This is a genomic window from Wolbachia endosymbiont (group A) of Machimus atricapillus (assembly GCF_964027095.1).
Classification (GTDB): domain Bacteria; phylum Pseudomonadota; class Alphaproteobacteria; order Rickettsiales; family Anaplasmataceae; genus Wolbachia.
Map to the genome: position 1 here is coordinate 1,299,282 of NZ_OZ034727.1, position 13,184 is coordinate 1,312,465.

A 13,184-nucleotide genomic window follows, 5' to 3' on the forward strand; every position below is an offset into this window, starting at 1 on the left:
AGTTATGGATATAAAAGAGCTGGTTAAAGCGTTTAATTTAAATAATTATACTTGTAATAAGATCAATACTAATTTTACTGTAGAAGGTAAAAAGATTGTTGGTTTATTTGCTAGTAATACTGATACAAAAGAATATCTGCGAGGAATAGGAGAGGAGATAATAAAGCGGCACTATCTTGGTGGAACTAAGGTAGCAAGTAGATATTATAACTTAAACTGTTTCCCATTTGTTCTAGGTGCTAATCCTGATAAAGAGGATTTAGGTAATGGCATAGTGAAAGTGAAGCTTGCAGGCTCTACAAATAATGAAGTGATTCGTAATTTGAAGGTTCATTTTGCTAATGAGTTTGAGAGGGCTGTGGGAGCGAAAGTGGTTGCATGTCTACAAAAAGAAGTAGGGATAACTAAGGAAGAAGCATATGAATGGATGGAAGGAACTGTTAAAACAGGAGCAATAGGTAAGCCTTATTTGTACTGTATAGCTTTTAGCGATGAATACCTTGAGAGGGAATATGATTTAGAGACTTTTGAATTTTTTAAGCAGGCATATATTAAAGAATTTAACTCAAGGTTAGAAAACTGTGGCCTGAAGAGCTCGGACTTTTACGAATATAAAAATGATATGTTATACGTCAAAAACGTTAGCGATAAGGTAATCAAGAGTGTAACAGAATATGTTAAAAAGGAAGTAGCATTTGATTTTAGAACTCCAGGCACAGAAGATTCTAAAGTCGAAAATTTTAAAGATGTTCTTGGCGATTTTATTTTTAAATTGACAGGGAAATCAATTAACGCTTATGATTATGATATTTTTACAGACAAAAAGAAAATAGAGAATGGTAATGATTTTGTCCTTGTACCTTTAACAGAAAGATATAGTGGTCAGCTTGAATTTTTAAAGTATAAGGATGTGTACAAAATTAATATAAAATATCAAAATCTTATAAGTGATATCAGAGGCAAGACTGCAGATCCAGATATTACTAATTCTGAAAACCCAATTTATGCTATCTCTAATGAAAGAATTGCTCAGTTACTTCCTGAAATTATGCAGTCTCCAATTGCATATAGTGAAAGAAACGGACGTTTTGAATTTGCAGTGGATCCTGAAAATTTTAAGAGACGTGGCTCGAGTCGATTCTCCTCAACAGTAAATTCTCCTATACATGCAGGACCGAGTGGACTAAGAACACCGCCCAACCAAAGGAAAAAAGATACAGACAGTGGTTATGATAGTAATTCACCTCCGAAACCTAAGGATTCTGTTGCACATTCTTCAAGTAGCGATCCAAGATCATCCTTCTTTGAAGAGATACAGGAGCCACAGTCGTGTTTTCCCAGGCGAGGGGTGCCGCCGCATAATGTAGGCGCTGCTGAGGTAGGTGCTGCTGAAAGTGGATCAGCAGGGACTAGTGCTTGGACTCAGCAAACGAACCCTTGTTTATCACAAGGCACGTCCGAAAATAAATGGATATCGTCAATGCAATTTACTGAACCAGGATTTAGTGGTTTATCATGGAAAGGTGCTAATGAAAGCACGTCAATAGGGAATAGTACTTGGTGGTTGCCATCATCGACTTCTTTTCTTACGACAAGGAATGATTCAATGTCCTCAAGTCTTGGGGTTTTTGCAGATTCTCCAAGTGTTAAAGGTAAGGAGAGCATTTTTAGTGTGGAACCTGAAAAACAGCAAGTTACTGATAAAAGTGATCGAGAAAGTAGTGATGAGTGTTCTGAAGCACAGTCACAAGAGAGTGAATCTTCGAAGAAACATGGGGGTGGTTTGTTCTGTAAAAAAGGAATGCCGATACTAGCAAAGTTATCACCTTTTAAGCGACGTAGCGTAGAGCGTGATACGATGTGTTCAAGTAAAAGTGATCTTGTGTATCATGTAACTGAAAAATCATCTGTGTCTAAGCCATTTTTTTCATTCCCAACTAGAATAAAAGCAAAAAGTAATCCACCCTCAGGGGTGACTTCTCCTACGCATGAAGGTGCGTCAGGTGGACTAAAACCTCTTACTAGTGACGAGAGGAAGGAACTACGCCCATTTCTTTCTCCTGAGCTGCAGAAGAAGCTAGACTCCAACTCTTTCTCCCCTGGGGAGGAGCAGCATTTATATTTGACGCATACTCCTTCGGGGAAATGCGAGATAACAAAATCTTTCGAGAGTCCAGAAGAGAACTTAATGCGATGTGTAAACGCACAATTACCGTCATCTGATAACCTTAGTTCTGAAAAAGTTAATAGAGATAGTGGCTTTTGTTCTATTGGATCGGCTTCTCCTGCTGTGCCACATAAGGGAAGTGTCTCTTCAGAGCTTAAACATCCGCAACAGGTAAAGCATATGTCAGAAGCTTTGGGGAAATAAATTTAGGTTTTTAGATATACCTTAACCATCTAAGCGTTTTATTAGGGTTGGGGCCAAAGTCCCTGACCCTGAAAGCACTGGTGTTAATTTTTCTCATCCATTGTAAATATTGTACCGTACTGTCCACCTGATCATCATAACGGGCTTCTGGGAACATTAAAATTTCGTACTCGAAATCGCTGAGCCATACTGCTTGATGCGGCAGAAAAATCCTGCCAGACTCTATAGTCGGAACAATTTGATAAAATCGAGTGAGTTTGTCATTGTGTGGCACTATTTCAATAATCGGTAGATCGCTATTTGCCTTTAGCTCTTGTGTTAATTGCTGACCACTTGTTTTTGCTTCGATCAAAATTGCATGTGGTGCCCATCTTGCAGCTAGTGACAGAACTTGCTCTTTAAGCTTTGGATACTCAAGCTTTGCTCGATATACATCAAGTAAATAGAATTTATTATCTATTTTTGCCCAGGTGGTGCAGACGCTAAAGTCGCTGGAATCGTTTGTTGAAACTGCAGTGTCCCAGCTTTGTGTTACATGTGAGAGATTATCAGGGAAATTTTTATAGCGCTTTAGCCACTCTTGTTTAATTATACCGCTTGAAAGCGGCAGGGGGTTTTGTTGATATTGAGCAGCAAAAGCGTAACTCCCGAGTTCAACTTTTATCATCTCAACTTCTTCTCTTCCTCCCTCCAGGGGATATAATAACTCATTCTCTTCTCTTGAGTATAATACTCTTGCAGGTAGTGTCATTCCAGCACTTGATGCTGGAATCCAGTCTTTTGCGGTTGAATTTTCTGGATCCCAGTGTCTGGGCACTGGGATGACAGGAGGGGGGGTTGGAATGACACCAGTATGGTTATTAATTGAATAAATAACCTCCTTATTTTCAGAAATCATTGGCAAACAAATGTGATGCCATATGTTTTTTGGCTTGGATAAGAGGTGCCCAGTTAAGTCTTCCAGGTGGAGCCTATGCATCACAAGCACAATTACTCCTTTTTTTCTATCGTTGAGTCTCGTTACTAAAGTCTGATCGAACCAGTTTGTAACACGCTTTCTAAACGTTTCACTCAAAGCTTGAGCAGGGTTAAGCGGATCATCCACAATAATAAGATCACCACCTTCACCTGTTAACGTCCCTCCAACTGATGTTGCGATTCTGTATCCTCTCTGCACTGTTTGGAATTTATATTTAGTGTTCTGGTCTTTGGATAATTTTACCTCTGGAAACAGCTCTTTATACCAATCCGATTGCATTACGCACCTGGTGTCAAGCGAGTGCTTTTCGCTGAGCAGCCGAGAATAACTTGCAACTATTATTCTTGCGGTTGGCTGATTTCCCAGTATCCATGCGGGCCACGCAACGCTTATGCACATGGACTTCATTGAACGCGGAGGCATATTGAATATTATGCGCCTTACTTCGCCAGCATTCGCTGCTTTCAGCCTGTCTTCTATGACTTTTATGTACTGATAATCATTATACTCACATCCCGGCACCACCGTTTGAAAGCACAGTTCAATGAATTTTAGGAAGTTGATTTTGTTCATGTGTATATTTTAGTAAATGTTCTTACAAGTAGCTGACACTGGAATGACATCCTTTGGTTTTTATATATGGTTATGCAATAAATCTAATGTAGATTTGATTTATTTGATAAGATTGAAGTAGCTATAATGGCAAACGCTACTGCTTTGTGAATTTAGTAAATAACCTACGAAAAGTGCTATTTCTTTAACTTTATTGAAGTAAAAAACTGATTTCCATTGCGGTAAATGAGCAACATTATTGAATCTTTACCGTTTTTCTTTACTGCTGAATCAACTTGTTTTTGAAAATCATTAGTATTTTCTATATCGGTTCCATCTAATTGGATAATGATGTCTCCTTTTTTAATACCACGCAGCGTGGCATTACTGTTACTATCTACATTAATAACTATCACACCTTTTGTAGGATTACTTTCTTTTGATTCTTTTGGCAGGTTTGAAACAGTTAAACCAGTTATGTAATCGGATGTTGATTTATTTTCTTCTTGATTATTACCTTGACCATCATTTGCAGATTCTTCAATCACAACCTTAATATTGACCTCTTTGCCCTTTCTAAGTAACTTAATTTGTACTTTTTTTCCAGGTTCAGTTCTTGAAACCATTTGAGGCAGTTGTGTCATTCTATCAATTTTTTTATCATCAAATTCTAATAATATGTCACCCACCTTAATTCCACCTTTTTCTGCAGGGCTATCCTTTACTATACTTGCAACCAGTGCACCTTTTGTATCTTTTAAACCCAAAGACTCAGCAAATTCTTTCGTTATAGGCTGAACTTGCACACCAAGCCAACCATGTTTTATTTTTTTGCCACTTTTTAATGTGTCAATAATTGACATAGCTAAATTAGATGGTATAGCAAAGCCTATACCCACGTTACCGCCAGACTCAGATGGGGAATAGATAGCGGTGTTAATGCCTATAACTTTTCCATTTAAATCAAATAATGGCCCTCCAGAGTTGCCTCTATTAATTGCAGCATCAGTTTGAATAAATTCATTCATAGTGCCGATACTAATGTCTCTGGACCTTGCAGATATAATTCCTGTGCTTACAGAGCTACCCAAACCAAATGGGTTACCTATTGCAATAACTGTATCGCCAACCCTTGCTGTATCAGAATTACTAAATGCAACAAAAGGAAGATCTTTATTAGAATGAACCTTAAGCACAGCAAGATCAGTTCTTGCATCATAGCCTAAAACTTCTGCTTTGAAATAAGTATTATCGTTCATAGTAACTGTGATATCTTGGGCGTTTTTAATAACGTGATAATTGGTTACTATAGTTCCACCTTTATCTATAATAAACCCAGAACCAAGCAGCACCACCTCTCTGTTAACACTAGGGCCCCTATCCATAAAAAACTGATCAAAATGCTCAAAAAATTCTCTAAAATCATCAAAGAAATTATTTCTTGGCATAAAAGGGATTTTAGTTCTATTGTTACTTTCTTGTTTGATTATTTGTTCGCTTGAAATATTTACAACCGCAGGAATGAGTTCTTCCACTAAATCGGCAAGTCCTTGATTACAGTTACATGCAGTAGTGCTAGCATCAACGACCTTTTTTGCATTCCAATCAAACATATTAGCGTATGAAGAAAACGCAATTAGAAAATATGCAAATATAGATAAAATAAATGCCTTACTTTTCATAAATTATTTCCATCCTTTGTTTAAAATATCTAAAAAGTTATTGTTTGGTGAAAGTACAAATTTAGTATTATTTTCGGCAAATGATTTACTGTAAGCGCTCATAGAGCGATAAAAGTTAAAAAACTCTTCATCAACCTTAAATGCCTCATTATAAATTCTAGTTGCTTCAGCATAACCACGGCCCCTTATTTCATATGATTCTTTTACTGCACTGGAGATAATTTCCCTTTTTAATTTATCAGCTTTTGATCTAACTTCCTGCCCAGCTTGCTCTCCTTCTGCTCTAATTTCTTTTGCTTCTTTTTCCCTTTCAGTTTGCATACGGCGAAATATTGCAGAACTATTTTCTTCTGGTAAATCTGCTCTCTTAATTCTTACGTCTATTATTTCTATGCCAAATTTTTCAGCTTCAGAATAAACTCCACGCTGAATCAATTGCATAACCTCTGATCTTTTTTCGTTCAACAAACTAATCAACGAAAATCTGCCTATATTTTCTCTTATGTGTGCTTCTATAACCGGATACAATCTTCTAACCAGCCCTGATTCATTCCTCACAGCCTGGTAAAAAGTAACAGGATTTGTTATTTTATATTTTGCATACGCATCTACTATAATACGTTTTTGATCCGCTGTTATCACTTCCCTTGGGATCTTATCAGGACTTAAATCTAAAACTCTTTTATCAAGAAACTCTACACTGTTTATGAATGGTAACTTAAAATATAAGCCACTTTCCCTAACATCTCTTACAACTTTACCGAGTTGTATAACTATCGCTTGCTTTGTTTCTTGCACAACAAATATTGAATTAAATAAAACAATCAATAAAACAACAAATACAGAAACAAAAACAATTTTAATATTACTACTCATGGTTATTTCCCTAAATTTGTAAGAGGTAAATAAGAAAACATACCTTTCAGATCATCAGTTACAACAACTTTGTCTACCTTACTGAAAATATTTTCCATAGTTTCAAGATAAATACGATTCTTAACGAGAGAAGGATTCTGTCTATATTCCTCATAAAGAGATAAAAAGCGATTTGCATTACCTTTTGCTTCATTTATTACTTCATTCTCATATGCCTCTGCATCTAATTTTATCTTTATCGCTTCACCCTTTGCTCGAGGTATAATATCATTATTATAAGCGTATGCTTCGTTTATAGTACGCTCTTTGTCTGCACGAGCACTTTGTACATCTCTAAACGAACTGATTACTTTTTCTGGTGGATCAATTTTTTTCATTTGAACAGATAAAATCTCTATGCCCATTTGGTATCCATCAAGAATCTGCTGCAATAGAATTCTAGTATCTCTAGAAATTTCTGGTCTGCCTTGACCAAGTGCAAAAGAGATCGTGTTTTTACCTATTATTTCTCTCATGGCACTTTCAGCAGCATTTTTAACACTGAAACCGGGTTTGTAATCCCGCACTTTGAATAAATAGTCCTTAGCATCTCTAACGCGCCACTGAACCTCGAAGTTAACGTTGACTATATTTTCATCTCCAGTTAGCATCACACCTTCACCGCGATCTGTGTCTCGCCCATAAGAATTACTTACCCCAATTTCTTCACGATTTACTTCCTTAACATTCACTTTAAAAACCTTGCCAATAGGGTAGGGGAAGTGATAACGCAAACCAGGTGTTTCTGTATTAGAATATTTACCAAAGGTAAGTTCTATACTTTCCTCACTAGGATGGACAATATAAAAGCCAGTGCAAGCATAGAACAGTAAAATAATGAAAATGATGAAATAAGGTTTTTTGCCCCTGTTTCTGGTTAATCCATTAAGAAAGAACCTTACATCAGATACAGCTTTACTTAAAATATCTTCATTATTAGGAGTTTTGTTCCCTACCGGTTTCTTTCCCAGATTCCAAGGATTATTCTCATCAAACATAATGATTGATTCTATAATTAATACGCTAATATTACTTCTTTAATAAGAAAATGCAAACATAAATTGCTATTTTATTTACAAATTAATCATCAGGATGGAAAACATGATCGTACACTTCCTTTTCTCTATGTAGTATGGTCGACTCTATAGAATTTTCTGGCTTTTTTTTGAATTCTTTGTTGTCACTCTTTAAGTGCACTACGTCTTCGTGAAAATGGGAATTATACCTAAATAGTAAAGCTATTATTATTAAAGTTATAACAGCCAAAAAGATGAGTGCCCTTTTTATGCACCTCATAAATACTCCGGCTTCTTGACCTAATTTTCTACGCTTCCAAAAAACACGTCAAGCAGAATTATTCAAAGACAAATGAACATTAACAGCCAAATTAACACTAACTTAAGAATCGAGGGTGTACAATATGAATATATTTAATTAATAGTGAGGTTTAAAATGTTACCTAATAATGAAACAAATTCAAATGTTGTTGAAATACAACAACTTCAACAACAAAATAATTCTACGCCTTCTTCAGAGGATTTATTAAAACAAAAAATAGAATCATTGGGGAAAGAAATAAAATCATTACAAAAGCAGGGTCGATTGGACCGTGGTATTTTTAGGTTGGGAGCAATTGGCTTCATATCTTATCTTGTTGCAACCAACTGGTCAGCAATTGCTTCTGCTTTTTCAACTACAGGAACAGCTACAGTCGCTGCAGGAACAGCTGCTGTACCAATAGCTGGAATTGTAATTGGAGCAGTAGTAGGAGCTATTGTTTTGGTTGGTGCTTCTTATGCAATGTGGAAATATAGAGCACAAATAAAAGAAGGCTTCAAATATGCTGCAGAAAAGACAGTTGATGGGGCGAAGTATATTGGCGGAAAAATTAGAGATGGTGCTGTATATTCCAAAAACAAGGTAAAAGAGGGTTATGAATATTCGGCAGCTTCACTAGAAAGAGGTGTTAGCTTTGTAGGTGAAAAAGTAAAGAAAGGAGCAAGTCGTGTGACTGAGGCAGCGGCAAATAAGTTATATAATGCGGCTGGTAGCGAGAATTATTCAGACAGAATAAATGATGAGCTTGTTCCTGATTCATCACAAAAGAAGAAAATTCAAGAAATAAAAGGGGATCTCAAGGCAATTTTTGCTGACAAAGGAAATAATTCTGGGTTAGTAAAAAATATACTTTCTGGAATATCGTCAAAAATTGATTTAAAAATGGCAGAGGAAGCAAAATTAGGATGGAAAGAGTATACTCCTAAGTGGCAAGTACAGAAAGAATTCATTCATAATTTAAATGAAAAAAGTTTGTATAGCTTGTTAACAAAAAGGTCATTGCCTAAGTATAGGTATTTCATCGACAGTGTTTTCTCTGACCATTATGATGAAATTAAGGAGGTTATTAAAGAATGTAAAGAAAGTCATTTGTATTCAAGCGTAAGCAATATGTTCAACAAAGCTGAGAAAAGAGCTAACAGGCCTTCTTTCAAAAGTTTAACTAGGTCTATATCGTCATCATTGTCTTCACTAGGAAGAAAAGACTCTACACAATCAACTAGCAGTTTATCAGAAAGCAGTTCAATGAGTTCACTAGATTCTGTAAGGACTGAAAGTACTATTAGCAGCGAAGCGGAATTGTTCAATCCTGCGAAGCATAAAGAAGTGAAAACAACTGCTCCATTTAAAGTGCCATTATGGTTGGGGGGTAAAAAAGCACCAGAAGAAACTACTAATGTTAAATATCAAGTTCTTTCTGAATCAGACACGTTGTCTAGACAAGTAGGAAAGAGCACTTTTTACGTTGATACTCCTATTCCCATTGAAAATACTGGTAAAACTGCAACAGCAGGAGGAAGACTTTCTGGTAAGCAGCCTATTCCAGTTACTCCACCAAAGGTATCAAGAAGCTCTTCTACTGATAGTAGAATGGGTTCTGGTTCTTCTACGCCAAAAAGTCCTTCTCTAGAAGACTTAAGTAAAGCTCGTGCAGAACTGAAAAAAACAGGTTATCTGGGCAAAATGGTGGAACAGCCTTCTACGTGTAAGTCTGAAGTTTACATTGAACCACAGCAGCCAGGAGTTACATCTGGTAAGTAGCATAAACAAAACCACTCACTTTCTCCAAAGGATGTTACTCAATGAGTAACATCCTTTTTTTGTTTTTAAACTATAGAAAAATCCCAGCGTTATGCGCACAAACGTATGAACATTGTGATTTCTCCACTAGGGAAGTTGTCATCCCAGTGCCTTGACTACTTGGATCCAGGAATTTTGTTAAGTTGGGAAGCATAAAAGTAGCCGTTTTATGTTAAAATACAACATTTTGATGATTATGAAAAGGCTGGATTCCAGCGTCAAGCGCTGGAATGACATGGTGAGGCGTCATCCTGCTGCTCCTTTCTTGCCATCCCAGTAGCCTCCTTTCTTGCCATCCCAGTAGCCTCCTTTTTTTGTCATCCCAATACCCCCTCTTGTCATCCCAGCGCCCTCTCTTGTCATCCCAGCGCCCTCTCTTGTCATCCCAGTGCGTGACACTGGGATCTAGCCATTTCACGCAATCCCATCGAAAACGCTGTGTTTTAAAAAATGTTAGCCACTTTCATGTTTACCAACTTAGTGCTCAATCAAAATTCCTAGATCCCAGTGTCACGCACTGGGATGACATGGGAAGGAAGCACTGGAATGACAGAAGAGAGCACTCGGATGACAGGGGAAGGAGGCACTGGAATGACAGAAGAGAGTGCTGGAATGACAGAAAAATCTAATCTATTTTCTCTTGATGAATAAACCTAAGTGGAGTATAGTAGAAATGCATTTACGTAGATTCTAATGAATAATTTAGTTTTGATTTATACAACTTTTTCAAGTTTGAAGGAGGCTAAAACTGTTTCTGAGGAATTGTTAAACGAGAAATTAATTGTATGTGTAAATATATTTCCTGAAGTGAATTCTCTGTATTTATGGGAAGGTAAAATTAGTAATAGTTGTGAAGTAGTAGCAATTATGAAGAGCAAAAATGATCAAGTTGATAAAATTGTAGAAAAAATCGAAGCAATGCATTCTTATGATCAGCCAGCTATTGCTGTGATGTCCATAGAAAAAGCAAATAAATCTTTTACTAATTGGGCTAATAGTGTTATTGATGTAAGTAGTATTGGGGTGTAGCCAAGTGGTAAGGCAGCGGTTTTTGATACCGTCACGCGAAGGTTCGAATCCTTCCACCCCAGCCATATTGAAGTGGGTGTGAAATGATATCACTTTTCTATAAATTAAGATTATTGAATTATATATTAGGTAGTCTAAAAGATATAATTGTGAAACTGTTTCTCTTCACAATGTATCTTTACACATCCAGCATTGTGCTCATGTTTCTCAGCAATGGTTTTTGGTATGCTGTAGAATTTGGCTCTTTCAAAAATGCGTTTTACCATTTATTTCAATATTGCAAGTGGTATTATGAAAATAGGGAAGACCTCGGTTACGGAATTTCTATTCGAATATTAGTAGCATTCCTTACTCCGCATTTTCTCTATAAGTTGTTCCTTAGCACAGGCTGGAAGTCTTTTTTAAAGGAAAAGATAGTGCAGATACTCAGCACAAGAAGAAAAAAGGGTAGTGAGTTCAGTAACAGTAGTAAACCAAGTGGCAGTAGTTATAGTGATAAGAATAATTACAGCAATAACAGTGAGCATCACGCTCAAGATGCAAAGCGGAAAGTAAACATAATAAAGCAGCTATTAATCAAAGATATAGAGGCAACTATAGATAGGAGATTGAATGATATTTTTTTCGGTAAAAGGAGTAAACCTCATTAAAAAGGCTTTATCTAGTAAGGCTTTTTAAGATTGGCTGTATTTTGTTTTTTACGTATACCGGATCACAATCAGCCAATATACATGTGTGTGCAAAATCTTGACTAAAGTCCGATAACCAAGAAATCGCCTTACGTTTCTCTACCAAGCTTTCTGTTTTTTTACAGTGACTTGCTGCATCAGTCATTGCCTGCGCTATTACTGATTTCCACAGCAAATAATACCTTTGTATATCATCTGACGTACTATTTGTTTCATAGTGGTTAAAAAATTCTTTAAAATTGAAGTTGTTTGACATAATGATACCTCTTTGGATTGAAATTTGAAATGATTTGAGTTTATGTCGCCACAGCAGATCCCGCTAACAAGTAGCGGGATGACGATTGTCAGGGTGTCATCCCAGTGCCTCTCTATAATGTCATCCCAGTGCCTCTCTATAATGTCATCCCAGTAGCCTCTATAATGTCATCCCAGTGCCTCTCTATAATGTCATCCCAGTAGCCCCTATAATGTCATCCGAGTAGCTGACACTGGGATCTCATTTCACTCTATAATAGCAGTGCTCCTTTCTTGTCATCCCAGTACTGATTAGCTATAAAATTTAAGAAATTTACCAAATAAAAAAAAAGGCAAAAGAAGCCCCGTGGTTGGCTAATTACTTACATTATACTTTCAAGTATGGCGTTTTTTTATTCTAAACGCTTAATAACCGCGATTTAGCTGCTTTTTAATGCAACTAACCTTTAGTCATAAATGTTTAAGAAATTTACTAAACAGAAAAAAAGGCAAAAGAAACCCTAGGGTAGCTAGTTATTCACTATCCATTTTTTAAGTTGGCGTTTTTTGATGTTTTAAATGCTTTATAAGCGTATTTCAGCTTGTATAGGTAAAAACCTAGAAATTTGATAAAGACATAGAGTGCACATAGTGCAAAAAATTAAACATGAGACGCCAAATACGTTGAGTTTTTTTGTCATTTAATCTGTACAGAGAAGATAAATAAATAGCTTCAGTTTCATAATAAGGGGCTGGCGGAGTTTGTCAAGTAAGTTTTTTCGTTTCTATGTTGTCAGCTACTTGCATGACACCATTTGTTGTAAACTCACTTTTTCTTGATTTTTTGGTTTATCTTGTCTACCTATTTTGCCACTCTGCTAAACGGATACCTACTGAATAACAGTAAGATTTTTCAATCCTGTTCCACAGCAAATTTTAGTGCCATGTGAGTAGTTATAGTGCTGTTAACAATCAAAACGACAAAAATTAACATGGTGATTAGTAGTGTATAAATATTCAAGGACAAATTTTCAAATTGAGTTAGCATTTTAAAATACACAAAGGTTGGCATTATCATTGGCAAAACAAGAATTTGCGATACTCCTGATGCTAAGTTGTTTCGACCAATCATCAATGCATTTCCAGTAGCTGAAATATTAATGATTATCAGCGTATTAAATAATAAAGACACTCCAACTGCTATTGAGTGTTCAATACTATTGCCTAGAACTGCAAAGCTGAATATGGAAGAAACCACTGAAATCGGTAGCCCAAATAATAACCAGTGAGCGAAAATTTTATAAGCAACTATAAGCCTAGAAGAGAGTGGCTGTACAAAGATTTGCTCTAATATTCCATCATGATAATCAGATGTAAACAAATTATTTGTAGAGATCTGCAAAACAAATGTAGCACATATCCATGTTAATGTTAACATAACTTCTTGTTTATTGTTGTTTTCAAGTGTAAATGAAGATAAACTTAACATTATAATAAAAATACATACTATATAGGTAAGGTTCTTAACATCTATTACTAATTTTTTTACTAAGTCGATCATACTAGGCTTTTAAATGTTTATTATAAATTATAGT

13 protein-coding genes and 1 tRNA gene are annotated in these 13,184 nt (G+C 36.1%); 6 read left to right on the forward strand and 8 right to left on the reverse strand.

The features are described from left to right. The first annotated feature begins 4 nt into the window (after positions 1–4). Entirely contained in the window at positions 5–2,371 is a 2,367-nt protein-coding gene (locus AAGD68_RS06330) for a hypothetical protein (protein ID WP_341814204.1), read from the forward strand. A gap of 10 nt (positions 2,372–2,381) precedes the next feature. On the opposite strand, the gene terL is transcribed toward AAGD68_RS06330, so the two are convergent. The 5 genes from terL to AAGD68_RS06355 all read right to left on the reverse strand — a co-directional run bounded on the left by terL (position 2,382) and on the right by AAGD68_RS06355 (position 7,795). Then, positions 2,382–3,923: a phage terminase large subunit gene (gene terL, locus AAGD68_RS06335; RefSeq protein ID WP_265017484.1), complete on the reverse strand. Its 1,542-nt coding sequence runs from the start codon at positions 3,921–3,923 to the stop codon at positions 2,382–2,384. Between the two features lie 176 nt (positions 3,924–4,099). Next, positions 4,100–5,584 (reverse strand): DegQ family serine endoprotease, encoded by a 1,485-nt coding sequence (locus AAGD68_RS06340; RefSeq protein ID WP_253309713.1) that lies wholly within the window; start codon positions 5,582–5,584, stop codon positions 4,100–4,102. Between the two features lie 3 nt (positions 5,585–5,587). After that, on the reverse strand, positions 5,588–6,460 hold the full coding sequence (hflC, locus tag AAGD68_RS06345; protein ID WP_010962867.1) for a protease modulator HflC: 873 nt from the start codon (positions 6,458–6,460) through the stop codon (positions 5,588–5,590). A gap of 2 nt (positions 6,461–6,462) precedes the next feature. After that, entirely contained in the window at positions 6,463–7,497 is a 1,035-nt protein-coding gene (hflK, locus tag AAGD68_RS06350; RefSeq protein WP_264687825.1) for an FtsH protease activity modulator HflK, read from the reverse strand. A gap of 82 nt (positions 7,498–7,579) precedes the next feature. Then, on the reverse strand, positions 7,580–7,795 hold the full coding sequence (locus AAGD68_RS06355; protein WP_264687826.1) for a hypothetical protein: 216 nt from the start codon (positions 7,793–7,795) through the stop codon (positions 7,580–7,582). 156 nt (positions 7,796–7,951) lie between these two features. On the opposite strand from AAGD68_RS06355, the gene AAGD68_RS06360 reads away from it, so the two are divergent. Continuing rightward, positions 7,952–9,598, forward strand: a complete 1,647-nt coding sequence (locus tag AAGD68_RS06360) for a hypothetical protein (RefSeq protein WP_341814205.1) — start codon at positions 7,952–7,954, stop codon at positions 9,596–9,598. Positions 9,599–9,883: 285 nt separating this feature from the next. Here AAGD68_RS06360 and AAGD68_RS06365 read toward each other — a convergent pair whose 3' ends face one another. Further along, the gene (locus tag AAGD68_RS06365) at positions 9,884–10,036 is read right to left on the reverse strand and encodes a hypothetical protein (RefSeq protein WP_341814206.1); all 153 of its coding nucleotides are present in this window, start codon (positions 10,034–10,036) and stop codon (positions 9,884–9,886) included. 108 nt (positions 10,037–10,144) lie between these two features. Here AAGD68_RS06365 and AAGD68_RS06370 point away from each other — a divergent pair, with 108 nt between their 5' ends. From AAGD68_RS06370 to AAGD68_RS06385, 4 genes are all read left to right on the forward strand, one after another. Beyond that, positions 10,145–10,288, forward strand: coding sequence for a hypothetical protein (locus AAGD68_RS06370; RefSeq protein WP_265045170.1), 144 nt, complete (start codon positions 10,145–10,147; stop codon positions 10,286–10,288). Positions 10,289–10,330: 42 nt separating this feature from the next. Continuing rightward, entirely contained in the window at positions 10,331–10,666 is a 336-nt protein-coding gene (gene cutA / locus AAGD68_RS06375) for a divalent-cation tolerance protein CutA (protein ID WP_253309717.1), read from the forward strand. After that, positions 10,657–10,731 (forward strand) — tRNA-Gln (locus AAGD68_RS06380). The genes cutA and AAGD68_RS06380 overlap by 10 nt, the downstream gene beginning before the upstream one ends. 18 nt (positions 10,732–10,749) lie before the next feature. Then, positions 10,750–11,316 (forward strand): hypothetical protein, encoded by a 567-nt coding sequence (locus AAGD68_RS06385; protein ID WP_265016699.1) that lies wholly within the window; start codon positions 10,750–10,752, stop codon positions 11,314–11,316. A 7-nt stretch (positions 11,317–11,323) separates the two neighbouring features. Here the strand turns inward: AAGD68_RS06385 and AAGD68_RS06390 are convergent, their stop codons facing one another. Both AAGD68_RS06390 and AAGD68_RS06395 read right to left on the reverse strand, forming a co-directional pair. After that, positions 11,324–11,611: a hypothetical protein gene (locus AAGD68_RS06390; protein WP_264687830.1), complete on the reverse strand. Its 288-nt coding sequence runs from the start codon at positions 11,609–11,611 to the stop codon at positions 11,324–11,326. Between the two features lie 891 nt (positions 11,612–12,502). Beyond that, the gene (locus AAGD68_RS06395; protein WP_265045171.1) at positions 12,503–13,150 is read right to left on the reverse strand and encodes a heme exporter protein CcmB; all 648 of its coding nucleotides are present in this window, start codon (positions 13,148–13,150) and stop codon (positions 12,503–12,505) included. Between the last annotated feature and the right edge of the window lie 34 nt (positions 13,151–13,184).